At 68.5% G+C, this 25,804-nt stretch carries 22 protein-coding genes and 2 pseudogenes; 10 read left to right on the top strand and 14 right to left on the bottom strand.

Annotated features, from left to right (window positions below; translation table 11 throughout):
- Positions 1–45 precede the first annotated feature (45 nt).
- Positions 46–1,131: a hypothetical protein gene (locus ABZS61_RS09025; protein WP_356417481.1), complete on the bottom strand. Its 1,086-nt coding sequence runs from the start codon at positions 1,129–1,131 to the stop codon at positions 46–48.
- Positions 1,132–1,352: 221 nt separating this feature from the next.
- Between ABZS61_RS09025 and ABZS61_RS09020 the strand changes: the two are divergent.
- Both ABZS61_RS09020 and ABZS61_RS09015 read left to right on the top strand, forming a co-directional pair.
- Positions 1,353–1,553: pseudogene (locus tag ABZS61_RS09020) on the top strand (VWA domain-containing protein); the annotation flags it as partial.
- Positions 1,554–1,863: 310 nt separating this feature from the next.
- Complete coding sequence (locus tag ABZS61_RS09015) at positions 1,864–4,080, top strand: MMPL family transporter (RefSeq protein ID WP_356417480.1); 2,217 nt, start codon at positions 1,864–1,866, stop codon at positions 4,078–4,080.
- Between the two features lie 292 nt (positions 4,081–4,372).
- Here ABZS61_RS09015 and ABZS61_RS09010 read toward each other — a convergent pair whose 3' ends face one another.
- On the bottom strand, positions 4,373–4,633 hold the full coding sequence (locus ABZS61_RS09010; RefSeq protein WP_356417479.1) for a hypothetical protein: 261 nt from the start codon (positions 4,631–4,633) through the stop codon (positions 4,373–4,375).
- Between the two features lie 421 nt (positions 4,634–5,054).
- Here ABZS61_RS09010 and ABZS61_RS09005 point away from each other — a divergent pair, with 421 nt between their 5' ends.
- A complete protein-coding gene (locus ABZS61_RS09005) occupies positions 5,055–5,549 on the top strand; it encodes a contact-dependent growth inhibition system immunity protein (RefSeq protein WP_356417478.1) in 495 nt (164 codons plus the stop codon).
- Positions 5,550–5,684: 135 nt separating this feature from the next.
- Here ABZS61_RS09005 and ABZS61_RS09000 read toward each other — a convergent pair whose 3' ends face one another.
- Positions 5,685–6,245 carry a hypothetical protein gene (locus ABZS61_RS09000; protein WP_356417477.1) on the bottom strand — a complete coding sequence of 187 codons (561 nt, stop codon included), beginning with the start codon at positions 6,243–6,245 and terminating at the stop codon, positions 5,685–5,687.
- A gap of 227 nt (positions 6,246–6,472) precedes the next feature.
- Between ABZS61_RS09000 and ABZS61_RS08995 the strand changes: the two genes are divergently transcribed.
- A complete protein-coding gene (locus ABZS61_RS08995; RefSeq protein ID WP_356417476.1) occupies positions 6,473–6,814 on the top strand; it encodes a peptidoglycan-binding domain-containing protein in 342 nt (113 codons plus the stop codon).
- Between the two features lie 150 nt (positions 6,815–6,964).
- Here ABZS61_RS08995 and ABZS61_RS08990 read toward each other — a convergent pair whose 3' ends face one another.
- Positions 6,965–8,383 carry a lipase family protein gene (locus ABZS61_RS08990; RefSeq protein WP_356417475.1) on the bottom strand — a complete coding sequence of 473 codons (1,419 nt, stop codon included), beginning with the start codon at positions 8,381–8,383 and terminating at the stop codon, positions 6,965–6,967.
- Between the two features lie 21 nt (positions 8,384–8,404).
- Positions 8,405–10,003 carry a GMC oxidoreductase gene (locus ABZS61_RS08985; protein WP_356417474.1) on the bottom strand — a complete coding sequence of 533 codons (1,599 nt, stop codon included), beginning with the start codon at positions 10,001–10,003 and terminating at the stop codon, positions 8,405–8,407.
- 320 nt (positions 10,004–10,323) lie between these two features.
- On the opposite strand from ABZS61_RS08985, the gene ABZS61_RS08980 reads away from it, so the two are divergent.
- From ABZS61_RS08980 to ABZS61_RS08970, 3 genes are all read left to right on the top strand, one after another.
- The gene (locus ABZS61_RS08980; protein WP_356417473.1) at positions 10,324–10,938 is read left to right on the top strand and encodes a TetR family transcriptional regulator; all 615 of its coding nucleotides are present in this window, start codon (positions 10,324–10,326) and stop codon (positions 10,936–10,938) included.
- Positions 10,939–11,215: 277 nt separating this feature from the next.
- A complete protein-coding gene (locus ABZS61_RS08975) occupies positions 11,216–12,679 on the top strand; it encodes an FAD-dependent oxidoreductase (protein WP_356417472.1) in 1,464 nt (487 codons plus the stop codon).
- A gap of 173 nt (positions 12,680–12,852) precedes the next feature.
- Positions 12,853–13,401: a tellurite resistance TerB family protein gene (locus ABZS61_RS08970; RefSeq protein WP_356417471.1), complete on the top strand. Its 549-nt coding sequence runs from the start codon at positions 12,853–12,855 to the stop codon at positions 13,399–13,401.
- Between the two features lie 603 nt (positions 13,402–14,004).
- Here the strand turns inward: ABZS61_RS08970 and ABZS61_RS08965 are convergent.
- The 3 genes from ABZS61_RS08965 to ABZS61_RS08955 all read right to left on the bottom strand — a co-directional run bounded on the left by ABZS61_RS08965 (position 14,005) and on the right by ABZS61_RS08955 (position 15,668).
- Positions 14,005–14,493 (bottom strand): hypothetical protein, encoded by a 489-nt coding sequence (locus tag ABZS61_RS08965; RefSeq protein ID WP_356417470.1) that lies wholly within the window; start codon positions 14,491–14,493, stop codon positions 14,005–14,007.
- Between the two features lie 255 nt (positions 14,494–14,748).
- Positions 14,749–15,042 (bottom strand): hypothetical protein, encoded by a 294-nt coding sequence (locus ABZS61_RS08960; RefSeq protein ID WP_356417469.1) that lies wholly within the window; start codon positions 15,040–15,042, stop codon positions 14,749–14,751.
- A 335-nt stretch (positions 15,043–15,377) separates the two neighbouring features.
- The gene (locus ABZS61_RS08955; protein ID WP_356417468.1) at positions 15,378–15,668 is read right to left on the bottom strand and encodes a hypothetical protein; all 291 of its coding nucleotides are present in this window, start codon (positions 15,666–15,668) and stop codon (positions 15,378–15,380) included.
- 63 nt (positions 15,669–15,731) lie between these two features.
- On the opposite strand from ABZS61_RS08955, the gene ABZS61_RS08950 reads away from it, so the two are divergent.
- Positions 15,732–16,364 carry a helix-turn-helix domain-containing protein gene (locus tag ABZS61_RS08950; protein WP_356417467.1) on the top strand — a complete coding sequence of 211 codons (633 nt, stop codon included), beginning with the start codon at positions 15,732–15,734 and terminating at the stop codon, positions 16,362–16,364.
- Positions 16,365–16,480: 116 nt separating this feature from the next.
- Here ABZS61_RS08950 and ABZS61_RS08945 read toward each other — a convergent pair whose 3' ends face one another.
- Positions 16,481–17,311, bottom strand: coding sequence for a class I SAM-dependent methyltransferase (locus tag ABZS61_RS08945; protein WP_356417466.1), 831 nt, complete (start codon positions 17,309–17,311; stop codon positions 16,481–16,483).
- Positions 17,312–17,491: 180 nt separating this feature from the next.
- Between ABZS61_RS08945 and ABZS61_RS08940 the strand changes: the two genes are divergently transcribed.
- Entirely contained in the window at positions 17,492–18,169 is a 678-nt protein-coding gene (locus ABZS61_RS08940; protein WP_356417465.1) for a helix-turn-helix domain-containing protein, read from the top strand.
- A 234-nt stretch (positions 18,170–18,403) separates the two neighbouring features.
- Here ABZS61_RS08940 and ABZS61_RS08935 read toward each other — a convergent pair whose 3' ends face one another.
- From ABZS61_RS08935 to ABZS61_RS08925, 3 genes are all read right to left on the bottom strand, one after another.
- A complete protein-coding gene (locus tag ABZS61_RS08935; protein ID WP_356417464.1) occupies positions 18,404–19,033 on the bottom strand; it encodes a DUF6368 family protein in 630 nt (209 codons plus the stop codon).
- A 180-nt stretch (positions 19,034–19,213) separates the two neighbouring features.
- On the bottom strand, positions 19,214–21,388 hold the full coding sequence (locus ABZS61_RS08930; protein ID WP_356417463.1) for a discoidin domain-containing protein: 2,175 nt from the start codon (positions 21,386–21,388) through the stop codon (positions 19,214–19,216).
- A gap of 225 nt (positions 21,389–21,613) precedes the next feature.
- Positions 21,614–23,803, bottom strand: coding sequence for a discoidin domain-containing protein (locus ABZS61_RS08925; RefSeq protein ID WP_356417462.1), 2,190 nt, complete (start codon positions 23,801–23,803; stop codon positions 21,614–21,616).
- 170 nt (positions 23,804–23,973) lie between these two features.
- Here ABZS61_RS08925 and ABZS61_RS08920 point away from each other — a divergent pair.
- Positions 23,974–24,138, top strand: a pseudogene (locus ABZS61_RS08920) (IS5/IS1182 family transposase); the annotation flags it as partial.
- 91 nt (positions 24,139–24,229) lie between these two features.
- Here ABZS61_RS08920 and ABZS61_RS08915 read toward each other — a convergent pair.
- Positions 24,230–25,126: a hypothetical protein gene (locus tag ABZS61_RS08915; protein WP_356417461.1), complete on the bottom strand. Its 897-nt coding sequence runs from the start codon at positions 25,124–25,126 to the stop codon at positions 24,230–24,232.
- A 108-nt stretch (positions 25,127–25,234) separates the two neighbouring features.
- A complete protein-coding gene (locus tag ABZS61_RS08910; RefSeq protein WP_356417460.1) occupies positions 25,235–25,720 on the bottom strand; it encodes a protein phosphatase in 486 nt (161 codons plus the stop codon).
- Positions 25,721–25,804: the final 84 nt, after the last annotated feature.

Genomic DNA, 25,804 nt, shown 5'->3' with positions numbered 1-25,804 from the left:
CGGTCCGACGCGAAGCCTCCCGGCGCCTGGGCTACCGGGCTGTACTCATCGGTTCCCCTTGAGTTCCTGCGAGCTGGAACCGGCCGAGGTGCGGGCGAACCAGGTCCGCGTCTCATCCGTGGTCAGGACTCGGGTCAGCACAGCCGTGCCGGGGAGGTGCGGGAAGAATCGGTCGGCGTTCCAACTGCGTTCGTACATCGGCTCGTCGAGCACGAGCAGGCGGCGTCCCTCCACCACGGGGATGTCGTCGGGCAGCCCTTCGTTCCAGATTCGCGCGCCGTCCGGGGCGAGGAGTTCGAAGGTGCCCGTCGCGACGGTCTCGGTGCTTCCCCGTGCGGGCTGGGGGTCCGTGGCCAGACGAACGCTCTCCGCCGAAGGCCTGGTGCCGGGCACATGGCCGCCGCCCACAAGGACATGGGCGAGCAGCGTGTGCAACTGGAAGTTGTCCCCGATGCCGCCGATGCACACCTCGAATCCCGTCCCGGTCGGCCCGTGCAGCACGAGCAGGGGCTCGTCGTCCAGAACCGCGAGCGCGTAGGACAGGCACTTGAGGTCGTGCCGCTCCAGGGCCTCCAATTCGCGGCAGGCGGGGAGGATCGCGGGCGCGTACCGACGGCGCACTTCAGCGCTACGGCACAGGACGGCCAGCGCGGGAGGCTGCCACTCCTCGGCCGAGCACCAGGCCAGCGCCAGCCGCGTGGCCTCGTACGCGTCGCCGCCCAGGCGTGCCAGGAGCGCGTCGTCGATGATCTTCTCGTCCGGCTCCGGCAGTTCGTCCTCGGCACCGTCGGCGGTCCAGCGGCGGGCGAACTCCAGGGCGTCGAGCAGGTCCTTGTGAACGCTACCGAGGATCGGCTCCGCACAGGCTGCCGGGTCGGCCGTGCGCTCTACGCAGAAGCCGACCGCCATCGCCAGCGTGGACCGCGGTCCCGTGGGTGGGAACGCGGGGAGCAGCGCCGCCAATCGGGGCCCTGCCGGCATCAGTTCAGCATCCGAAGCCGACTGCGCGCCGCGCATCATGGCAGTGAAGGCACGACCGGTACGGTCGCCGTCGCGAGCGGCAACCGCATCCTCCAGCTCGGACACGGCGGCGGCGAGACGCGTGCCCTTCTGCTTCCTCTTGAAGATCACCGGCACACCCTAGGCCCGGGGCCGGCCCCGCGTCATCAGGCCAGGACCTTGGAATTCCTTGGACCGCCTTCTGCTGCCGGCATCAGATGTGTCTCGGTCGCATCGGGTAAACGCTGCCCCTCGTCAACGCCGGGGCGTCACCATGAAGGGTGACCGCAACGAACGGCGTGCAGCAAGCGCCAGCCATCAGCCTGCACAAGATGCAAGAACGCGCACCCGATGACCCGAGCAGCAACGAGTTCGCGTTCCTGCGGAGGCTGGACACCCTTGCCGTACCGGCTTGCCGCGTCGTCGACAACGCCGGATTCTTCCACGCCGGCCCCGCCCCGAAGACGACGGCCGACCACCAGCTCTTCGACCGGCTGCTCCACGAATTCCCCGACTGGCTGACCGCCGCCCGCGCCGCCCACATCGTGCGGTGATGTCCCAGGGTTCCTGCCCGAGAACGTCAGGAACGGTGGGTGATGACAGCTGGGGCTTATATTCTCGCCTCGCACGGTTTGGGCCGGAGCAGGCAGAGAATCCGGCGCCAGGAGCTGCCCGACGCCGACGAGAGGCTGGGTGGGTCAGCCGGAGGCGGCGAGGGCTTCGAGTGCGCTTGCAGGCAGAGGGCCCGGCACCAGGGGTGGGGCTAACCACAGCAAGAGCCGGTTGCGAGCACCAGTGCGTTCGCGGCCACGCCCGAGGAAGGTGACCGAGCAAGAGAATCTCTGTTCCTGGGAAGGGACCCGCGTGCGCAGCGAGCAACAACCGATCACGGTCCGGACAGCCAGGTGGTTCGCCACGCATCCCTGGCGGGCGATCGTGGGGTGGCTGCTCTTCGTGGCCGTGTGCCTCGGTGCGGGCATGGCCGTGGGTACCAACAAGGGAACGTTCGAGGACTTCTGGGTCGGTGAGGCAGGGCGGGCCGAGGCGATGGCCGCACGCGGTGGTCTCACGCCCGCTCCGGAGGAGCAGGTGCTCATCACGGCTCGGGACGGGGGCGGCCGTTTCGACGAATCCGCCGCCCGCGCCGCAGCGGGTGACATTCGACGGCGGATGGCCTCCCTGCCGTCCGTCGTCCGGGTCGCCGATCCTGTGCGGGCCGACGATGGCACCGCGCTGCGCGTGGCCGTCACCCTCCGCGGGGACAAGGAGACCGCGAAGGACGACGTCGAGGGTCTCCTCGAACAGACGGAGGCGGTACAGGAGGCGCACGAGGGGCTGCGGATCGAGCAGACCGGCAGCGCGTCGATTTCGACTGCGGTCAACGACAAGATGGGCCAGGACCTCCAGCGGACCGAGGCCATCAGTCTGCCCGTCACGTTCCTCATCCTGTTCGTCGTTTTCGGTGCGGTGCTGGCGGCCGGGGTCCCGGTCCTGCTCGCGCTGACCGCTTTCGCGGGAGCCGTCGGCCTGTACGGTCTGGCGTCGTGGGTGTTCCCGGACGCGGGTGGCGCGGCGATCAGCGTGATCTTCATGCTGGGCATGGCCGTCGGCGTCGACTACTCACTCTTCTACCTCAAGCGGGCCCGCGAGGAGCGTGAGCGTTCGGGCGGAAGGCTCAGCCATGTGGCTGCTGTCGAGGTTGCCGCGGCCACTTCGGGGCGGGCAGTCGTCGACTCCGGGCTGGCCGTCGTGCTCGCGCTCGGTGGTCTCTACCTGGTGGACGACGTGATCTTCTCGTCCATCGCCACCGGCGCGATCCTGGTGACCCTGGTCGCGGTGGCCGGCTCTCTGACCGTGCTTCCGGCGCTGCTCGCCATGCTGGGGCACCGGATGGACGGGCGGCGGAGCCGTCGCGGACCGCACGAGGACCGGGACGGGAGCAGCGGCTCGGGCGGAAGAGGGAACAAGGCGTGGACCACCCTCCTCGGACCCGTGGTGCGCCGCCCACTGGCCGCCTTGCTCCTCGGTGCCGCCGCGACAGCCGCGCTGGCCCTGCCCGCGCTGAACATGAAGCTCGGCACGGAGGGCAAGGAGACCTTCCCCAAGAGTTTGGTGGCGGTGTCCACGTGCGACCGGCTGACGGCCGCGTACCCGTCTCAAGGGCCTGCGCACCTCGTCCTGGTACGGGCCGACGACCCTGCAGCCCTGCTGCGGGAACTCGCCGAGCGGACCAGGGGCGACGGACTCTTCGCCCAGGACCGGACGCCGGAACTGACCGTGGCCGTGGACGGGCGTACGGCCATGCTGAGGGTTCCCGTTCCGTATGCCCAGAACTCGGCAGAAGCGACGCGCTCCTTGGAGCGGCTGCGTACGGAGTTGATACCGGACACCGTGGGCGGGGCGGCAACGGGTGTGGAGGTCGCGGTCTCCGGTGAGATCGCCGGCGGGGTGGACTACGCGGCGCACCAGGAGGACCGACTGCCCTGGGTGATCGTCTTCGTGTCGCTGACCACCCTCGCCATCATGTTCGCCGCGTTCCGCTCCGTTGCGCTGGCGTTCCTGGGTGTGGCGCTCAATCTGGCTACGGTGATGGTCTCCTGGGGTGTGCTGACCCTGGTCTTCCAGGGGACATGGGCAGAGGGCGCGTTCGGGTTCGAATCGCTCGGCTTCGTCGGATCGCGAACGCCGCTCATGGTCTTCGCGATCCTGGTGGGCCTCTCCACCGACTACCAGATCTTCGTGGTGAGCAGGATCCGGGAGGCCGTACGCGAGGGGGTGCCCACCCGGCAGGCAGTGGTCGACGGCATTGCGGGATCGGCGAGTGTGGTCACCAGCGCAGCCGTCATCATGGTCTCGGTCTTCCTCAGCTTCCTCTTCATCGACCGGATCGAGATGAAGCAGATCGCGGTCGGCCTCACGGTCGCGGTCCTGTTCGACGCGGTGGTGCTGCGTGCGCTGGTCCTGCCGTCCGCGCTGGCGTTGCTCGGCAACCGCTCCTGGTGGCCGGACCGGCCGGCGGCCGATCAGAAACCCCTGGCAGACGGGCCGGCGCCTCAACCGCTCCCTGGTGCTACGACCTGAAAGACGATCACCCGGGGTTCTGCCCCGCCATGGCGCAGACGGGACGCATCCGACAGCACCACCAGTTCGACGCCGGCGGCTACGAGGGGGAGGCCGTCCGCCCTTGGATCGACAAGGGTGGCGGCGTGTCTCGACACGACGGAAGGCGTCATCGGCGCAATCGCCGCCTCAGCCCAGGCCCAGCGGCCACGGCCACGGCACGACGCGTATCGAAGGATGCCTGGCCGACAGGGCGTGCTCCCCCGCACGGGTGCGGTGGCCTCCGGGCCACGCCCTGCCGGCTCTTGTCGTTTCAGATGAGGGCGGCGTGGATGCTCACGAGAGCTTCCTCGAGCGTGTCGGCGGTGTTCTCGTGGCCGGAGAATCCGTCGTCCTCGACAGGGTCGATGCTCCAGCCCCAGCCGCTTTCGGTATGACCGTCGATCGTCGCCGCGTGTTCGCCCTTGGTGATGGTGATCGACAGGTTCCCGGCGGGGAAGGTCTCGATGGTGATGCCGGCGGCGTCGCCGAGGGCGTGCCGGATGGCGTCGCGGGCTTCTTGCTCGGTGATCACAGGCTGCTCCTGAATGGTGAGGTCGGCTGTGGGCCGTCGGTGTCGGGGCCGGTGGGAATGCGCCGGCCCCCTGCGGGGTGGGTGGTGCCTGCCATGCGTCGGGGTGAGACCGCATCGGAGAGATCCGGTGGCGGAGGGTCGAGGGCTTGTCGGGGTGGAGCTCAGTGACGGTGTCGGCGAGGGACCGACGCGAGCGGCCTCCTGAGATCATGCGGGTGATCAGGGATCACATCGCGGAGAGACGCGAAAAGTCGTCCATCCGGGAGATCGGCGAACATGTCGGCTCGCCGCTCCACCAGCGGGCGGGTCACCGACCGGCTCGGGCGGTTCGGAGTGGCCGGGCTGATCAATCACAGTCCTTGGCGTTCACGCCCGTGACCCGAGTCGAGGTTCCCTGTCCGTTCTGGTGAGAACGGACGCCATGGACCATCTCCTGCACCTCGACCGCACACTCGATGAACTGGACCGGCCGCGCTGGACGCCCCCTGCCGCTGACGCGACCGACTTGATGCGCAAAGTGCATGCGTTGCGGCTTGTGCCCTTGGGGAAATTCGGTCCGGCGGACATGCGCATCCTCATTTCACAGCAGGTGGCACTGTCCTACGTCCTTCCACTCGCAGTGCCCTTGCTGCTCGAGGAGCCGCTGCTTGACGCCTCCTTCTACGAGGGCGATCTGCTGCTCGCTGCCGTCAGGACCCCTGCTTCGGCCTGGGCCATGCTGCCGGACCTGAACGCGGGGCTGCGTGCCGTCATCACTGCGTTGCCGACGACAGCCGTCGCTGACCTGCCCCGCGGCGGAGCCGAGGAGCTAGCCCGCTTCGTCGCGCGGCCCGACTCCGTCGCTGAACCGATGAAGGCGCGGGGGAAGGGATCCGCCAGGCATCGACGATCCGAAGGGGAGACTCGGTGGCAGTAGGCGGCGACTTCGCCGGTTTCATGAACGCGAGGCCGATGAGTTCCTGGCAATCGTCGGCGTTGGCACCGCCCTCGTCCGTCGCCCCGGACTCACCGCCCAGGTCCGTTCCCAGTTCGTTCCGGAGCCGGGGTTGCCCTACCGGTGGTGCCAGACCTCAGCCGGAGTGATGTCCCAAGAGGTCCCCGCGATGCCACTTGTGTGGAAGAACGAAGCCCAACTCACGACCGCATCACCGGCGCGCTGTGCGCCTCGGTCGAACTCGAAGTCGGGCCAGCTGAGGTCGCCCCCCAGGCAGTACCAGATGCCCAGGCCTCGCTCCAGCGCACAAGCCTCCATCTCCGCGTCCAGTTGCGACGGCACACGGCCTATCAGACGGACCCCGTGAAAGATGACTTGGGGCCCGCACAACCCGTCGACGAGCGCACCCGTCAAGCCCACACCTTCGACGAAGTAGCACTTCACGGCGGGTCGCCGCTCGTCCGACTCGATCCTGCGGAACTCGATGCGCCACTGGGCCCGTTGTGAGTTCCAGCGCTCCATCTCGCTCTCGGATCCGGTGAACCCGTGCTCCGCCATGACTGCGACGGCCTGCTGTCGATCGGTGCCGAAGCTCAGCGGTCCGAGTGTCTGGCGGGGCACGTACCCCCACTGCTCCCGCTCCGGGTTCGCCAGCACCGCCCAGTGTTCCGTGTTCACCGCCTGATGATCGTTCACACGGATTTGTCGACACAACCCGATCCAGCGACCCGTCAAGGGGCGCCTTGGCCCCGGTTCCGACTCCGCTCCTTGCCGACTCCACCTGAGACGCCCATCTGCTCGCGGCACGTCGGGGGGCACGGACGCCTCGGCCTCACAGGTCCAGGCCCAGCGCTGCGTGGAAGCCGCATCAGTCAGTGACGTGACCTCGACAATGGCCGGGATGTGTGACCGATCTCGTCACGACCGACCGCTCTTCCGAAGTGCGGCACCCCCGCGGGCAACAACCCTTTGCCATCGTGATGAAGTCCCGGTCCCTGGCCGCCGATGGCGTCATCGGACCGAACACGTGGTCCCAGTTGATCGCTACGGTGCAGCACGGCACGTCCGGCCAGGCGGTGAAGGCGGCCCAGACGCAGCTGAACGTCTATGGCTACGGGCTCACGGTCGACGGCGAGTTCGGCTCCAGGACAAAGTCGGCAGCGGTCGCCTTCCAGACGACCCACCACGTGCAGGTCGACGGCGTCATCGGCCCGGAGACCTGGCGCACCCTGCTCGGCACCCGCTGACGCGAGCCGTCCCGCGGTCCTGTCGGCTCCTGCACGGCCAGGAGCACCCCTTGGAAAGGCAGTCGGGTGAGCGGCTGTACGCCGGGACTCGGCGCAGACGCGTCCACCGGAACGACGCTCCGGTGGACGCGGTGGCCATTCCTGGAGAGGTCAGAGCTGAATGGGCATCGTCCAGCAGTTGGAGGTGGCCGCCCTGCCGGACAAGCGGTCGGTCAGCCAGGAGATGGCGTCACCTTGGTCCGTGAGGAGCGGTACAAGGTGGTTGGTGAGGATCTTGTCGCCCAGGTTCGGCAGGATGATGGCGTCGTACGTGACGTTGGCGCCCTTGCTGCACCAGTCGAGGGCGAGCTGCCGGACCTGAGCGTGGGGAACGATGTCGTCCTGGATACCGGTGGCCAGACGTACCGGCCCGGACGGCCTCAGCGTCCCGATGCGCTGCTCGTCCAGGGCCGCCTTCGCGCGGGGTTCGGCGGCGATGATGTCCCCCATCGACTTGCCGCTGGTGGTCCACTTGCTGCTCTTCGCGAAGCCGTAACCGAACAGCGCGTCGCCGACACACATGGTCGACGCGTCCGCCAGGGCGGCCTTGCCGGTGGCGTTGATACTCGCTTCGACGACCGCGCGCAGGTCGGGGTCGGCCTGGGCGAAGCCGCTGATCGACCAGGCCAGCGCACCGGCGAGTGCACTGCCGTCGATGCCCCTCATGACCGAGGTCAGATCCGCCGGGGGTGCGCCGGCGTAGGTTCCCGCGAGCGGGACGTCGGGCGCGTAGGAGGGCTGGAGTTCCGCGGCGGCGGCACTGGCGCCGCCTCCCTGGCTGTAGCCGTACAGGCCGGTCCTGGAAGCGTGGGTGATCGATGCGCCGGGCACGGCGCGGGCTGCGCGGGCCGCGTCGAGCAGGGCGTGGGCCTGGTCGAGGCGGTTCACGTAGGTGTGCAGGCGGTCGGTGGCTCCGAGGCCGACGTAGTCGGTGACGACGACCGCCGCCCCGGTGGAGAGGAGACGGTAGATCGCCAGTGCCTCGTAGCCCACGGACACGGTGTCGCCGTTGAGGGTGAGCGGGTTCTGCAGGGCGAAGGACGGCGCGCACTGGTCGCCCTGGCCCATGGTGCCCGAGGCCACCGCGACCAGGGGGCGTGGGCCGGTTCCCTTCCAGGCGGCCGAGGGTTCGATGTACGCACCCGTCACGGCGACGGGCAGCCCGGCCGAGTCGGTGGACTTGTACATCAGGCGGGTTGCGGTGCCCGGCATCGGCCGGCCGTCCAGGCCGGGGATGCTCAGCCCGAGCGGCATGCCCTCGGTACGTATCAACTCGCCGTTGGTGGAGGGTAGTTCGGTTGGCGGGGTGTAGAAGGCGGGGATGGTGACCCCGCGGGAGACGACGGGTTCCGGTACGGCGGCGGAGGCCGGTACCGCCGACAGGCAGGCGCAGACGGTGCCTGCGGCCACAACGCCGGCCAGGAGGCGTCGTCCAGCCTTGTTGCTGCGAGAGTTCGCGGGGACGGGGGTGGGGGCGGGGACGAAGGCGGGGGTGAGGGTGGAACGGGAACGGGTTCTCTTGCGGCTCATGATGTGCTCCTCGTTCTTCGGTCAGATGATCGTGTCGATGTCGTGCGCGGTGATCGCGTCCATGGCTCGTTCGGCCACGGCGGCGATGGTCATGGACGGGTTGCAGGCGCCGGTCGTACCTGGGATCAGGGCGCCGTCGAGGACGTAGAGACCGCGCTGGCCGAGCACGCGGCCTTCCAGGTCGCAGACTGTGCCCATCGGGGCGCCGCCCAGCGGGTGCCAGGTGCTGTTGACCAGGGCGTTCGTGTCCGTGAGGACGCCGAGCCCTTTGGACACCTTGGTAACGCGCCGATGGATGGTGCGGTGGCTGGCGGCGTCGCCGCCCAAGGGCCAGTGCAGTGACACGGAGTCGGTGGAGGCGTTGTAGCGGAACCGGCCGCGGTCGGCACTCACCCCGAAGCCGACGAGCATGGTCGTCCGTGCGTCGATACCGAGCGGCGGAAGCGACGCCTGGATGATCGTGTTCGCGGTCCGTGGGTCGTCCCACTCCTTGCTGCCGTAGACGACCGGACCTCCCTGCTCGGCCCCGAAGTCCTCCTGGAGGTTCGTCCAGGCGTAGATGCGGTCGCCGTTGGTTCCCCACCCTTCTCCGAGACCGTCGGGCAGATCGGGGATGGCGCCGGTGGCCCCGGCGCGGACGAGGAGTCTGCTGGTGTTGAGGCTGCCGGCCGCCATGACAAGCGCTCGTGTGGAGAGGACCTTCTGCTTCAGCACGGTTCCCGCGTCGTCGGTGCGGTCGACATGCACGTCCCACCGGCCGTCAGCTGCCCGCGCCACGGAGGTGACGTTGTGATGGGTTTCCACGGTCACCTTCCCGGTCGCCTCGGCCTGTCGGAGGTAGGTCACGTCGACGGAGTGCTTGCCGCCGTTGTTGACGCCGAGGGCGCAGTCCCCGTTCGTGTAGGACGGCCGCATCTCGCCGCGCAGCTCGGCCAGGGCGTAGTCCCAGTCGATCGGCATGGGGATCTTCTCCACGCCGTACCCGGCCCGACGGACCCGCTCGGCGAAGACCCGCGCCGCGTAGTAGCGGGGTGAACCGACCAGTGCGTCAGGCGCGGTCGCCGCCCGGAGCATGCCCGCGACCCGCGGGTAGTGGATCTCGTTCATGCGCCGGTAGTCGAGTTCCTGAGGCAGCCAGGTGGTGAACACCGCCTCGGAAGGCTGCAGCGTCATTCCCTGGTAGACGAGGGAGCCCCCTCCTACCCCGGCCGCGCAGACACCCAGGATGTTCTGCCCGAGCACCGGCTCCAGGAGACCCACGTACGGCGCGAAGTCCAGTGGTGTGCCGAGCAGTTGCGCGAGCGGCCGAGCAGCCGCCGGGAGAGTTCCGTACCAGAGCGCCCGCTTGTCGAGACCGGACACTCGAGGGAAGGTCTCCGCGTTCGGCCCCGTGGGCCAGCGGCGGCCGCGCTCCAGTACGGTCACCGGCACACCGGCCTGAGCCAGCCGCAGCGCGGCAACGCCGCCGCCGAAGCCCGAGCCGATGACGACGGCCCGGTGCTGCTCCCTGGCGAGTCCCACCCGGGTCGGCGCGGCCGCCGCGGAGGTCGGCGGCAGGACGCTCGCGGCCGCGAGCCCGGCGGCACCGGTGAGCAGGGCGCGCCTGCTGGGAGTGGGCATGAGCGGCTCCTTTTGTGTGGGGGAAGGCAGCTTGGTGCCGTCGGAACGTTGTGGCCGACCGAGTTGCCGGGACGGGCCGCGCCTTGTTGGTCGACTGCGCCCGTTCGATGCCCGCGCATGACAAACAGCCTGTGCATGACAAATAACGGGCAGGAACAGTGCTGTTACTCGCTGGTCACTTACGGCAGCGTAGGTCTGAGTGTCACTCAGTGACAAGACGTCTGCGTGCGCCATTTTTGAATGTCTCGCTATGCTGCGGTGTCGGGACGAGAGCCGGGGGTGCGAGGGTGCACGAAGCGCCATCAGCGGTACGCGAGCAGATGATTCGGGCAGATGCCAGGCCGTCGCTCGCCGAGCGACGCAAGGCCGCTCTCCGCTTCGAGATCGCCGCCGAGGCCGTCCGCCTGTTCTCCTCACAAGGCGTCACCGGCACGACGGGCGAGCAGATCGCCCGGGGCGTCGGTATCTCCTCCCGCACCCTGTGGCGCCACTTCCCCACCAAGGAGAGCTGCGTGCTGCCGCTGCTCTCCGCAGGGCTCGAGTTCGCCATCCACCAACTGCGCCAGTGGCCGACGGACACAAGCCTGGTGGACTTCGTCACGCGCTCCCTGCGCGACGGAGAACTACCGGACGTGACCCCCGTCATCCTCGATCTGATCCGTATGACGTCCACCGACCCGGCCCTGCGCTCCGTCTGGCTCCAGGCCCACGACGACGCCCTGCCCGTCCTCGGCGAACTCCTCGCCGACCGGTCGGGCGTCAGCGCCGACGACCTCCGGATCCGGGTGCACGCGGCAACGTTCAACGGCGCGCTCCGCGCGGCCTCGGAGGACTTCGCCCGCCAGTACGCGGAGGAACCCGGCGCGTCGGGCAGCGAAATCGCCACGTGTCTGCTCGCCGCCCTGCACGCGGCCTCGGAGGGCCTCCCCTACTGACGTCTGCCGCTGGTACCGCAAGGCCGGCGTCCCGACGCGGAAGACGCGGAGGAGCTCTCCGGCCTCAGCCGCTTGCGTCGCCGACACCGCCGACAGGGCCCCAGGCAGCTGGCTGCCGCCAAGGAACGATCTCGGCCGCGTCGTGTCCTGAGTTGCGACCCCGTGCTCGTTCAGCTTCCGACTGCCTCAGGTTCGGAGGGCGCCCTGGGCATGGAGGTCCGCAACCGGGATGATGAGCGAGCTGGACACGGCGATCGCCCATGGGGAGTGACAGCTGATGAGAGCGTGTGTGGTCGGGGCCGGCCCCGGGGGGATCGTCACCGCCAAGGTGCTGCTGGAGAACGGCTTCGACGTCACGGTCTTCGACAAGTACCGGCAGGTCGGCGGGATCTGGTCGTCGGAGGGCTGCTACGACGGGCTGGCCAACCAGTCCGCGCTCCGCCTCTTCGAGTTCGCGGACCTGCCCAACCGCCTGCACTTCGCAGGCGCGGCGGACACACAACGCTACCTGGAGAACTACGCCCGGACCTTCAGTGTGCTGGACTGCGTCCGGCCCGGTACCGAGGTGATCTCCGTCCGGCCGGTGGACGGACCCGGGCGGGTGGGCGCCTCCGGATGGTCGGTCGGCTCCCGGCCCGCCGGGGACAAGGCGGCGGACCTTCATCGCGAGACATTCGACTACGTGGCTGTCGCCAGCGGGGCTCATCATCATGCTCAACTGCCCGAGCTGCCTGGGCGCGAGTCGTTCCGGGGGACCGTGCTGCACTCCAGCGAGGTGCGGGCCGGGACATTCGCCGGGCGGCGCGTGGTCGTCGTGGGCGGTGGCAAGTCCGCATTGGACCTGGTCACCCGCGCCGCACCCGATGCGGCCTCGGCCACGATCGTGCAGCGCAAGGTGAACTGGATGATCCCCGAGCGGCTGCTGCTCGGTCTGGTCGGCTACAAGTGGATTCTGTTCACCCGGCTCGGTGAGGCGCTCCTGCCCCGCTACCACGATCCCGCCTGCGTCCCCCCGATCGACCGCATCGATGAGCGGGTCAAGCGTGCTCTGTGGTGGCTCATCACGCGCGACATGCTGTTCTCCGCCGGGCTGTACCGGTTACCGAGGCAGCTGCGGCCCGCGCACGCGCTCCCCTTCCATCTGGCCCACGCGGGAGTGATGCCACGCGGCTACGCGCGGGCCGTTCGGCGCGGCCTGATCGCCGCCAAGGTCAGTGCCGTCGAGGCGTACACCGACGAGGGGCTACGGCTGGCGACCGGCGAGGAAGTGGCGGCGGATGTCATCGTGTTCGCCACGGGGCACCACAGAGTCTTCCCGTTCCTGGACCCGAGCGTGCGCGTGCACGATGCCGACGGACGGCTGCGGCTCTACCGAGGCATCGTGCCACCCGGCACCGACCGGCTGGGGTTCGTCGGCTTCCGGCAGGTATTCAACAACATCATGGGCGTGGAACTCACCGCGCACTGGCTGACCAGCCATTTCCGGGCGACCCTGCGCACCGCCCCGGGTGAGCAGGAGATGCAGGAGGACACCGACGCCCGCCTGGCCTGGCAGGAGCAGGTACTGCCAGGCTCCGGCGGTTACGACTTCGGCCCCTACGACATCCACTGCGCGGATGAACTCCTGCACGACATGGGGCTGCCATCACGCCGCGCCGGCAACCTGCTGGTCGAATACCTGCTTCCCGGCGGAGTGGCACACCGCTACGCGGGCCTGAATCGACCGAGTTCAACGAAATAGACGCAGCCCGATGAGCGACACGGCGCTCGGCGCATCGCCGGCCTGCCGAGGAATGCCGTGCAAGCGGGCGGGCTGCGGATTTTGCGGAACCTTTGCCTGGCGGCAGCCGTTGGTCGGGTGAACGCGCGAGCGGATGCGCGACCGATGACTCACGGAACAGCGAGGTGACGTCCATGCCTATGTGGGACCGGCTCAAGGACCAGGCCAAGACTCTGCAGCAGGCCCAGGGCGGCCGTGGGGCAACCCACGGACCGAGGCGCAGCGGAGGGGCCGGCGGTGGTCCACGCGCCCAGTTGGTGAGTGCGCTGAAGACGCAGCTCGGCTCCCTCAAGACCGAGCTGAAGAGTGGTGCGTACCGGGACGCGAGCATGGCCATGTGCGCGCTGGTCGCTGCCGCGGACGGACGTGTGGACCCGGCCGAGCGGCAGCACGTCGAGTCGATGATCCTGAGCAATGACGTGCTGCAGAATTTCCCTCCGGAGCAGCTGCGCCAGCGCTTCAACAAGCATGCGGACCAGCTGACCCACAACTTCCAGCAGGGTAAGGCCGAGGCGATGCAGGACATCGCCAAGGCCGCGAAGAAGCCGACCGAGGCGAGGGCGGTGATCCAGACCGGCATCGTCATCGCCAGGGCTGACGGAGATTTCTCCCAGGCCGAGCACATGATCATCCGGGAGGCCTGCACAGCGCTGGGATTGTCCCCCGCCGAGTTCCAGCTCTGATCAGCCCGCGGACCGGGACCGAGGCCACCGGCGGAGGGCCACGTCAGGGGAGCCGGAAGGGGCCCCTTTGATCGCCGCTCAGGAGCTGTGCGGCGATCAGGAGCTGTCCGGCCGATCATGGCTGATGGAGACCTGACCGGCTGTGGCATCCGCGCCGCAATCGGAAGTCGATGTCTCAGCTCCCGGTCGAGTGGTCTGCCGCCACCGACGGTGGTCTCCCCAGCCCTGATGCATTCCTCGCGGCCGCCGGCTGGGCGCCGGCACCGGCGCCGTCACCAGGTGCCTCGGTGAGTCGAGCGTCCTACGACTCGGTCACGCGCGGAGCCTGACGGTGACGGTGGCTCCGGTGAACCTGCCGAGGAAGACGTAGCCGAGTCGGTCGTGGCGGGCGGCGATCGCGCGATGGTTCTTGCCGACCGGAAATGCCCGCGCTGCCGAGATCGTGTGAGGATGATCGGTCCCCCGCCTCGGTAGCGGTGAGCATGGGCGAGCCCGCGACCAGGAGGGCCTCAGACTGTGTGGGACGACCGATCTGAGGCAGCAGGCCTCATGGCGTTCGGCGCCTGCCTCCCTCAGCTCGATGCAGGCAGGTGGCCTGGCCACTCACGTGTCGTACATACCGTCCCAGGGAGCAGCAAACCCGAGCCTGTCGGGGTAGAGCTCGGCCCAGTCGTCATCCCCTTCGCCCTCTTCGTGGCGTTCGGTGATCAAGCCGAAGACGACGCCGTCCACAGCCAGCTGGAAGGGGCGGATCGCAATGTCCCCGTACTCGAGTTGGGGAAGACGGTCGAGCAACTCTGCCAGCCGTGTCTCCGCTCGGGCTACAACGGAATCGTTGCCGTGTGGGCGCCGTTGCTGCTCGGCCCAGGTTCCGGCGCACCAGATGTCTGAGTGGACATGCTGCCCCTCAGAGGTGAAGCGGTGCAGTACGGCATAGAGGCGCTTCTGATCTTCCCACCCCTCGCCGAGGCTGAACCCTTGGGGGGACGCGTAGATGACCGAAGCGAGGAACTGTCCTCCCCCGTATTGACCGATCGTCCTGGTGCGATAGTCGGGCTCGCGCGCGATCGGAACAACCTCGGGGACCGTCATGGCGACACGATAGGTGGAGTCGCTGACAGCTCCAGGACCTGGGCCTGCTCGTCGGCACCGGACAGGCCCTCAGGGGAGGGCCTGCTCGTCGGCACCGGACAGGCCCTCAGGGGCCGGCGGCCTCCGCCGGCCCGCCCCCTCGCGCACGCCCTTCGCTCCCCACCCGACCCCACAGACGTGGGCATGCGCGCAGACCACCCGCCGCCAGACTGTGGACGCGGGCACCACGAAGCCGGCGGGTGGCCGATCGGGGCATCAGAGGATGAAGACGCTTCCCGCAGTCTCGGAGTGGTGTGTCTTGCCCGGATAGAGGAGTTCCTCGACGAGCCCGGTGCACTTGGGGCCGGAGTGCACCTCAGCGATGGCATCGGTGTGGTTGGTCACCGACGACGGGTACCAGGTGATCGAGTAGCAGCCGGACGGGTCCTTGTACTCGCCACCGTTGATGATCAGCACACCTTCGGCCGCATACGCAGAACTTGGAACCGTGAGGGCCAGCACTGCGGCGGCAGCGAGTGCCCCCAGGGTTGTAGCCGTGCGTCGCTTCATACTGTCGGTCCTTTCGATGCCGCGAGCCGCCTCTGCAACGACCCACTGTCATCACGCAAAGTATCGACAATCCAACAACTCGTGAATATCTGAAACGCCCTCATGAAGGCTGCAAGCGAGCCGCCCGGCGGGTTTTCGACGAGCACCTGGAGGGTGCTACAGGAGCCTGTTCGCACCCACTTTCGAAAACGCCCCCAGGTTCGTCAGCCGGCCGCGGGGCCACCCGAGAGCATGGTCGTCCGGTTCTCCCGCTGGAGCCCCATCGGATCGGACGACCACCTGTTCTCCACGGGACACTGTCCGAATGCGTCAGGTGTCAGGCGACGTGTCAGGTGTCAGGCACCGATCCAGGCGTCGACCATCTCCAGGCGCTCAACCGACGGCTCGGGCGGACGAAAGCCCAGCGCCGCGGTGACCACTCGGTCCACGACCGGGTGGAGACGCTCCTCGGCAAACCGCTTCCAGTCGGCCTCCGACTCCCAGACATCGGTGTACCTCAGCCCACCAGCTGTGCGCTGGACGAGGTGAGCCACCAACCCCGGCGGCTTCTCCGGCCCCAGACCCTCCTTGATGCGTGCGTAGGTTGCGGCGTCGATCGGCACCTCGAAGGTGAACGCGTACGTCACAGGGACCACATCCTTCATATTCAACCGAAGCCGTTTCGGATGAATACGACTAGCATCGACCGCGTGGACGAACAGGTCAAGAGGCAGTACGACACGAGCCGCCGGCGGGCGGCAGCGCAGGCGACCCGGCAGGCGATCCTGGACGCGGCGACGCAGCTGTTCGCCGAACGCGGCTACGCAGCAACCACGATGGCGCAGCTCGCCGAGTGCGCGGGCGTCTCGGTGGACACCGTCTACACGGTGGCGGGTCGCAAACCGGCGCTGTTCCTGCAGCTGGTGGAGTCCGCCATCTCGGGCACCGGCGACGCCGTTCCGGCAGCCGAGCGGGACTACGTACGTGAGATGCGTGCCGAGCCGGACGCTGCACTCAAGCTGCGCCGTTACGCACGGGCCGTCAGAGAGATGCACGCCCGGCTGGCACCACTTCTGCGCGTCGCCCGCGCGGGGCCTCCGGAGGCCGCGGAGGTCTGGCGGGGCATCGCACGGCGCCGTGCGGAGAACATGCGGTTGCTGGCCCGGGACCTGGCCGCGACGGGACAGCTACGCCACGGGCTGGACCTGGAGGAAGTGGCCGACGTCATCTGGGCCACCAATTCGCCCGAGTTCTATTGCCTGCTGGTCGAGGACCGTGCCTGGCCGCCCGAGCGGTTCGAGCGTTGGCTCGCTGACGGTTGGTGTCGACTGCTGCTCACCTGACCTCGGCCACTGGGTCCACCGCAGGACCGCCCCGGCAACAGGGTGACAGGGGCGGCCGGCCGGGCCCTACGGGCTGCACGGTGCCGGCTTCCCCTGTGCGTGCTCGTCCGTCACCGTCACGAGTCGCGCCTACGGGCCGTGACCACCAGGTACTCCCACTCCATGGCGCCTGCGCCCGCCCTCTCGGCGAGAGTGTCGAGACCGGCGTCCAGCGCGGCGACACGGTCGGGGTCGTCAGCGATGTTCCGATAGGTGGCAATGGTCGGGCCGTAGTTGGCCTTGAAGTACTCACGGAAGTCCGCCGGCTTCCCGAAACGGCCGATCCGTACAGTCCGCCGATGCGCCTCGACATCGGTCACCCGGTCGCCGAGAAGACCGCGGACGTGTTCCGCCCGGCCCCACAGCGGCGGGGGCTGCGCACCGGGCGGAGGCGGGGGTGCGAACGGCCTCATCGTGGCGAACATCTGGCCGATGAATCCTTCCGGAGTCCAGTTGAGCAGGCCGATCGTGCCGCCCGGGCGGCAGACACGGATCAGCTCATCTGCGCTGGCCTGGTGATGCGGGGCGAACATGATTCCCACGCACGACATGACGGTGTCGAACTCTCCATCGGAGAACGGGAGGGCCTCCGCGTCGGCCTCACGCCACTCCACCTCCACGCCCCGCTCGGCGGCGAGCCTGCGCCCTGCTTCGAAGAGCTCGGGCGTGAGGTCGCCGGCCACGACACTCGCCCCTGCCAGAGCCGCGGGAATCGCGGCGTTGCCCGACCCGGCCGCGATGTCCAGGACGCGCTGACCGGCGCGGATGCCGCATTCCTGGACAAGAACGGGTCCGAGGTCCGGGATGAGCTGGGTGGCCAAGGCCGGGTAGTCGCCCAGTGCCCACATCTTGCGGTGCTTCGTCTTGAGTGCTCGGTCGGCCTCTACTGCGTCGATTGCTTCGGTCATGACAGCTCGCCTCCGGATTCCGTGGCCCTGCCGGGTTCGTCACCACCCCGTAGGACCAAGGCTAGGAAGGTACGCGTGCCTGTTCCAGTACGGGATCTGTACCGGTACCCGATCCGTCGGCGTCCGTAGCTTCGTCCCCGGGCGGTGGCCGAGCCCTCACCAGGGTCCTAGCCTGTACCTATGGGGTCCTCGTACTACCAGTTCTGTCCGGTCGCAAAAGCGATGGAACTGCTCGACGAACGCTGGACGCTGCTCATCGTGCGCGAACTGGTGACGGGGACCGAACACTTCAACGAGCTGCGGCGCGGTGTGCCTCGGATGTCGCCCACGCTGCTGTCCAAGCGACTGCAGCAGCTCGTGCGCGCAGGAATCGTGGAAAGGCGGTCCGAAGGCCATCAGGTGCGCTACGTCCTGACCCCGGCGGGCCATGAGCTCCGGCCGGTGGTCGAGGCACTGAGTGTCTGGGGCATCCGGTGGATCGGTGAGCTCGGCAACGCGGACCTTGATCCCAAGCTGCTGATGTGGGACATGCACCGGCGTATCGACCACGGTGTCGTTCCGGCGGGGCGAACTGTGGTCCGGTTCGTGTTCTCGGACGTGGCCGCACACGCCCGCCACTGGTGGCTGGTGATCACGGCGGCCCAAGCCGACGTATGCGATGTGGATCCGGGCTTCGATGTGACGGTCACCGTCTCCGCGAGTCTGCGTCACATGATCGAGGTCTGGCGCGGCGACCTGGGATGGCCCGCTGCTCTGCGCTCCGGGGCCGTGGCAGTGCAGGGACCGGAGACGCTGCGACGAGCGGTTCCCAACTGGTTCGCCCTGCCTCCCTTCGCCTCTGTGCCGCGGCCTGCTTAGCCGGTCGGGCCGGGGGCCCGCGTGGTACGCATCCGGCGCCGCGCCGGCACGTGGAAACCTGCCCAGGAGTTCCACGACCGGAGGCGCCCGCGGCAGGTCCTCCAACAGCTTGGACGCCTCCGATCGTGCCGTTCCCACGTGGATCCTGAAGATCAGAACGGTCGGAGTCCATGAGGCAGCGTCCAGCAGCCGTGGGGTGTCGTGCCGGGAGGAGAAGCAGTTATCCGTCCTGGGCTATGTGACCAGCCGGAAGGCCGGGTGTCCGGCCCAGGCCCGCACGAAATCGGCCGTTCCGAGAGCCATACAGTCCTCCGCTGTCCCCGATACTCCCGGAAGGTCCGCGACCACCGTCTCCTGTCCGTCCATGAGCTCGACGTTGGCCACGCCACCGATGACGTCCATGACAGCGGCGGTCAGCAGGGCCGTGGCCACGTGGTCGATCTCGCGATTGCAGCACGCGCTGACATTGACGGCATGGGTCGGCCTGAAGCCGAGGACGGTCTCCACCTCGGGCTGGTCCGCGTGCTCGGCCTCGAAGATGCTCTCGTCGCCGATACCCGGCCCCATCAGGTAGACCAGGAAGGGCCGACGCCAGTCTTCGCGCTGCGGGTTGTATCCCACGAGGCCCGTGAGCTTCTCGTCCGTACAGGCCTTGCCGAGGAGCGGAAGCGGAAACGGCTTTCGCCAGTCCTTCGCTCTCCCGTCCTCCACGCCCAGTCGCTCCGCGGGCACGTTGACGTCGAAGAACCCGGGCCGCTTCTCGTCGAAGTGGGAGGAGAGCCCCACCATCAACGCGCGGAACTCCCTCAGCGCAGCCGTGGAGAGCGGCTCGGCCAACTCGATCACCAAGGTCGGACCAGACATGCTGAGAGCCTAGATTGATCGGCCCGGTGACTGCTCAGAATTGTTCCTGGGTTCGCTCTCGGGAGGCCCTTCGCATCGGTTTCGATCCGTGGGGCATGTACGCGTGAGCGCAGGGTCCGGCCGCCCCGTGGTGGCGACGGCCGGGCCCTGCCGGTCCTACGGCACGCTGCTGCGCTGTGATCAGCTGTAGACGCCGAACTCGTGCAGCGAGTAACCCCAGTCCGTGCCTCGGGCCTTCAGCTGGAGACGTACGTGCCGGGCGGTGGTGGGGGCGTCGATCGTGTCGATGTCTCCGTTGCCCGCCGCGGTCGTGTGGATCGTGCGCCAGTTGGTGCCGTCGTCGGAGACCTGCACGTCGTAGGACTTGGCGTAGGCCGGGTCCCAGACCAGCTGGATCTTACGGAACGCTGTCGGCGCCCCGAGGTCGACCTGGATCCACTGGGGGTCGCTCCAGTCGCTGGCCCAGCGCGTCTCCGTCTTCCCGTCCGTCGCAAGGGCGGCCGGGCACGGGCAGTCACCGTATGACGCCTGGGAGGAGGAGGCGGTGGTGGTCTTGTTCAGCGCGACGTTGGTGCCGTCGACGGGGGGTGCGACGACCTTGACCGACTTCGTGTCGATCCCGGCGTTGCCGCGGCCGTCCTCGGCTTGGATGTACACCTTCCACACACCGAGCTTCTCGGGCGCGGTGACGGCGAAAGTCCCGTTACCGGTGGACCGCCACTGGGCCTCGACGAGCCGCTTGTCGCCGCTGGCGTAGTTGCCGCTGAGGAAGATCTTGTACGTCACCGGGTCGCCGTCGGGGTCCCGTACGTCCGCGCGGACCGTGAACTCCTTGCCTGCCGGAGCAGCGGATGCCGGGGTGACACCCATGTCGGTGATGACGGGCGGTGTGTTGTCGCCGCTCGTCGATCCGGTGTAGGCCCTCTTGACCGCGTAGTAGGACAAGCGCTTCAGACCGTCGGGCACCAGGTTGAACCAGACGCCGCCGAAGTCGTGCTCCAGCCCGTAGTGGAACAGCGTGGCACCGAGGGCCACTCCCTGGTGCCCGGTGACGCAGCCCCACGCCTTGGTGTATCCGTCGGCCTTCTGTACGTCGGTGGGCTCGTCGGGTACGCCGTTGGCGTCGTCCGGGACCTCCCACTCGCCGGCCGGTCCGCCCTCGGTGATGATGTAGGGCTTGGTGTAGCCGCCCTGCTCCCAGGCACCGCGGACGCCGCAGATGTCGCCGTACGAGTTCATCGAGTAGAGGTCGAGGTCGGGGGCGTTGCGCTTGTAGTAGGGCCAGGCGCCCGTCCATGCGTCGGTGGAGGTGACCGGGTGGTCCGCGTCGATGGAGTGGATCTTCTTGGCGACGTCGTTGACGAAGGACGTGTAGGCGTTGCGCTGGTTCTCCAGCTCGGTACCGCTGTAGCAGTTCTGGAGGCCGAGAACCGACTCGTTGCCGACGTTCCACATCAGGACACCGGGGTGGCTCTTGTAGGCCTCGACCCACTTGGCGAATTCGGTGAGCGAGTTGCTCTTGTACGCGGTGTCGGTGACGTAGTTGACGCAGCCGCCGCTTCCGGGGCCGCCGCCGGGTTGGAGCCAGAAGCCGCTGACGACCCGGATGCCGTTGGCGGCTGCCTCGTCGAGCAGGGGCTTGCTGGAGCCGTCGGTGCCCCAGGTCCGGATGGTGTTCACGCCCATCGACTTCAGGTCGGGCATGTAGCGGGCCGCGTCAGCGACGGACGGCCCCCAGGTGAGCCCCTTGACCTGGTAGGGCTTGCCGCCGACGGTGAGCTGCCATCTGCCTTGTGATCCGGTCACCGCGACCGCGCCCCCGGTGGTGGGCGGCGGACCGTCGCCGTTGCCGTAGACCTGGAATTCCCACAGCGAGTAGCCGTAGCCACCGGTGCGAGAGGTGCCGAGCATCCGTACGTAGCGGCCGGCGCCGGAGACGGCGGTGTCGTCGGTGCCGCCGTCACTTCCGGTGACCGTCTTCAGGGCGCGCCAGTCGGTGCCGTTGTCGGAGACCTGGAGTTCGTAGTTCTTGGCGTGCGCCGCTTCCCAGGTGAGGACGACTCGGCTCAGGTCCTGCTTGCTGCCGAGGTCGACCTGGATCCACTGGGGGTCGCTCCATTGGCTGGCCCAGCGGGTCCCGGTGAGGTTGCCGTCCACCGCTGCGGATGCTCCGAACGCCTCGCCCTCCTGGGACGAGGCCGTGGCGGGTCTGCCCTGGGACAGCAAGGTCTCGGCGGCCTGGGCCGGAGGGGAGGCGGCGAGGGTGAGGGACGACGCGATCAGCGCGCCGAGGGCTATGAGGGGCACGCCGACGCGGCGGCGTGCCGGCGTCGGGTGTGAGAAGAGTTGTGACACATCGACTCCTGACAGGTCGGGGGTTCCGGGTGGCGGGAGGTGCGTACGAAGATCCCTGAGCCACCCGGAGAGTGGGGAGGCCTGCCCGTCCGTCCGGCGGGGCGGGACATCTGGCGGGGCGGCACGTGTCCGTGCGCCCCTCCGGGCCGGGTCGCGGGGACGGACCCCGGCCCGGAGGGCGTTACGTCCGGTCCGCTCCGGTGGACGGGGCGGACCAGTGGCTCATCAGGGGTAGGACACCACGGTCGACGGGATCGTCGAGGTGCCCGAGGTGGGCGATCCGGTGTCGTTGATGACGTGGTTGTAGTGGCCGTTGCCGCCGAGGGAGACCACCAGCAGGCTGTGGAATCTGACGCCGGGCTTCACAGGGGCCTTGAAGCCATGGTCCTGACGGATCGTCGGGTCGACGTTGTAGTTGGAATAGCTCCCCATGCCCCAGCCCTCGTGGGTGTTCACGGAGTCGTCGACCCGGTAGGCGGCGTAGCCCTTGGTGTCGCCGTTCTGGATGGCGGCCTGGTTGGGGGCGTCGTACGCCTTCTCGTTCTGGTAGAAGATCGTCTTGCCCCGCTCCCCGTACCACTCGACGTCGTACTTGTTGAAGTGCTCGACGAACAGGCCGGTCGCCAGGACGTCGTCGCCGTTGACCCGTACGCCGTAGTCGGCGCGGTTGGTGTCCCAGCCCACGCCCTCACCGTGGTCGGCACGCCATACCCAGGTGTGGTCGATGATCACGTCGTCGCTGTTGACGAGGATGCTGGTCGTCGCCTTGCCGGGGCCGGCGCCACCGACGCGGACGTAGACGTCCTGGACGGTGGTCGGGTTGGCGGCGTGGTCGGCCGATGCGCCCTGCCCGCCGATCTCCAGCAGGGTCGGCGAGTTGACCGGTCCGGCGTCGATGAGGAAGCCGGCGAGCTTCACACCGTCGACGTCGGCGACCTTCATGGCGGTCACACCGTTGTCCGGGATGATGGTGGCGAGCCCGAGACCCAGGACCACGGTGTCGGCCCGGTTCACGTTGATGGTCCGGTCGACGTGGTAGATGCCGGGGGTGAAGAGCAGGTTGAGCCCTTGCTCCAGGGCGGCGTTGATCGTCTCGGCGGTGGCCCCGGGCTTGACGACGTAGAACTTGCTGAGCGGGATGGAGGTCCCCTGCGGGGTGCCGTCGGCCCAGGTGGTGCCGCGCGCGTTGGTCCGCTTGGCCGGCGTGAAGACCTTGAACTCGTTGCCGTCCATGTAGAGGAAGGGTTTCTCGCGCGAGCTCGGGGTCGTCTCGAGCGTGGTGTACCGGGGCTCGGGGAAGCTGTTCGCGGGAGCGCCCTCGACGCCCGAGAAGGTCATGTTCCACACGCCGTTGGTCCAGCCGCCGATGCTGCTGTCGCGGGTGTACCACTGCTGCTGGGAGTACGGGCCGACCTGGCCGTCGATCTTGCTGTCGGCGATGTAGCCGCCACTGGCCCAGCCGTATCCGTTCGGGGCGAGGTTCAGGTCGCCCTTCACGTGCATCCGGCGGAACGAGGCCGCCTGGGAGACGGCCCAGCGGTTGGTGCCGCTGACCGGGTTCAGGGCGAGGTTCTCGGCCGAACGCCAGAAGTTCTGGGTGGCGTTGCCGTTGAACCAGCCGGCGTCCACGGTGACGTCACCGTTGAACGTGGTGTCGTCCGGCTTCAGGCCGAGACCCGCGATCTGGGTGTAGAAGCCGATCTGCGCGTTGATGTCGTCGTACGTGCCCGGCTTGAAGAAGAAGGCATGTCGGCCACTGCCGAACTGGGCCGACTCCTGCTCGCTGAAGACCTGGTCCAGTTTGGCCTGGATGCCGGGTGTGGACGGGTCGAAGACGTGTACGTTCGGGCCGAGGTCTCCCCCGCCGGGAATGACCGGTCCCGTACCGCCGTCGGTGCTGCCGAAGACCTTGAACTCCCAGAGGGAGTAGCCGTATCCGGTGGCGCGTGCGGTTCCGAGCATGCGGACGAAGCGCGCGGTCCCCGAGACGTCGACCGTCTCGGTGCCGCCCGCTCCGGTGGTCGTGGAGTAGACGGTCGACCAGTCGGTGCCGTTCGAGGACACCTCGATGCGGTACGTCTTCGCATAGGCGGCCTCCCAGCTCAGCTCGACCCGGTCGAGGGCGGCGGGGGCGCCGAGGTCGACGCTCAGCCACTGGGGGTCGGAGGCGGCGCTCGACCAGCGGGTGCCGGGATCACCGTCGACGGCGCTGCCGGCCGGCGTGCCGTAGTGCTCCTGGCTGGATGCGGTCGCCTGCCTGCCCTGCGAGAGCAGCACGGGCGCCGCGTCGGCCTCCGTAGCGGGTGTCAGAGCGAGTAGGGCTGCGGCCAGTGCAGTGACCACTGCGCCGACGAGCCCCTTTCGGGCAGTTCTGGGCGGCGGTGCCGCTATGGGGGGTATGCCAACTGCGGGCATCAGGGTGCTCCTTGAAGAAACGAACCGGCGGGAGAGCGCTCTCCGGAACCTTCCCGCGCCCCACCTGTGAGGTCAAGAACCCTGACGCGACTTTTCTTTTACCTTTTATTAAGACGGCCTACTTACTCGTCCGCGCGACGGGTCGCCGCCTCCGGCTCACCATCAAGACCGTCAGTCGGCCCGAGGGCTCCACCGGATTTGTCGTCCTGCCTCGCCGCTGGGTGGTCGAGCGCACGCCGGCCTTGCTTATGCACGCCCGCCGCCATGCCCGCGACGATGAGCGGCTGGTCCAGCACTCCGAAGCCCTCATCACCTGGGCGCCATCACCCTCATGACGCGCCGCAACGGCCGTAGTCCCGGAATCCGGATCGAGCGCGGACGAGCAAAGACCACGGTCCAGGCTGCCTGAACCGGAGAACCGTACATCTACAGGCCGGCGCGGGCGAGCAGGCTTTCTGCCTGCTCGCGCGTGAGCCTGGGTGGAGCAGGTGCGGGTGGCGGGCATGTGTGGGGGGTTCGGGCGGAGGACTGGATCCATTCGACCCAGGGGTCGTCGGTCTCCAGGGCGGCCGAGAGGCTCTCACGCAGAGTCGAGGGCGTGTCCTGGCGGTCTGCGATCGCGTTGCGAACGAAGACATCCCCGTCTGCGGCCAGCACGTCTCGGAGCTCAGCGGGCAGATTCGGGTGGGCAGCCACAGCCTCGCGAACGCCGGAATCCGGGTCAGCGGCCAGCTCGGGTGACGGGTCGGTATAGCGGACGGCGATGGCACGGGTTTCCGGATCGGCAAGGAGGACGGGCACCAGATCAGTGGGCGGTGAGTACGCCGAAGCGGCAGACCTGCGGATGTTCGGATCGGAATCTGTCAGCAGAGCCCGACGCACCGGCTCCGGCGCATGCCTCCAGTTTCCGATGACGGACGACCGCACACTCGGCTCGGCATCCTCGGCCAGCAGGGCTAGGAGCTCAGCGGGCAGATGCTCGTTCATCGCGAGGAACGTACGCACGGATGGATCCGGATCACCCGCCAGGCGTGCCAGAAGCCCCGGCGGATCGTCTGCGACGCTCGCCGCTACCGCGGCCCGCACCGACAGTTCCGGATGCTCCGCCAAGCGGGCCCTGACCTCCGCAGGCACGGAGGAGTTGGCGGCGAGACTACGTGCGGAGCCGAGCCGGATGACCTCCTCCATCGACTCTGCCGTCAAGTCGCTGCGTAGAAGTGCCGCCGAGCGACGTGCTTGCGGATGCCGGAGCAATCGCCACACGAGGTCGGCGGGGAGATCCTCTTGGACAGCAAGAGCACTCAGTTCGGCATCCAGGTTCATGAACTGGAGGCTAAGCCGCTGAACACAGAATCGTCAGCCACCCGCCGCCGGGCCGGTCATGTCATGAAGGGCTCAGACAACTCACCTTGTTCTCTGACCTCGTTCGGGTCAGCTGAGCGTCTCCAGGTCGGCGAGTAGGTGGGCGACGCCGAGGCCGGCGTTGAGGTACTCCTCGAAGAGCCTGTTGTTCAAGGCCGAGGGGGATCGTCTCTGTCTGACGGTGTGGATGGCCGTCGGCGCTTCGTGGCCGAGCTCGATGAGCGTCTGCGCGATGACGAGGCCGGAGCGGTTGTAGCCGGCGTTGCAGCGGACCAATACGGTCCGCCCCTCCTTGACGGACCGGGCGGCCGTGTGCGCGAGCTGCTGGACGCTGTGGATCTGTGCGGCGACCAGCGGGCCGTCGGGAATCTCGGCGACCAGGTGGTCGACGCTCGGATCGGGTCCGTGACCGGGGCGGGTGTACAGACTGATGACCAGGCCGAACTCCGTCCCGACGATCACTGGACGCCTTTCCCCCGAGGCATCGGTCCAGTGGTGACCACCCATCCAGAGTCCTGGCACGACCTCGTTCCAGGGGGCGTGTGGCTCGGGCACGCCGCGGTCCCTCTGACGTGTCCTCACTTGCGATCTCCCTCCGCCGAGACAATGTGGTGAGCGTCGGCCCGCCACACGACTCGA

This window comes from Streptomyces sp. NPDC005566 (assembly GCF_040605575.1).
In the GTDB taxonomy this organism is placed as follows: Bacteria; Actinomycetota; Actinomycetes; order Streptomycetales; family Streptomycetaceae; genus Streptomyces.
The sequence above is the reverse complement of the archived record's forward strand: the minus strand, read 5'-3'. Positions and strand labels throughout refer to the sequence as shown.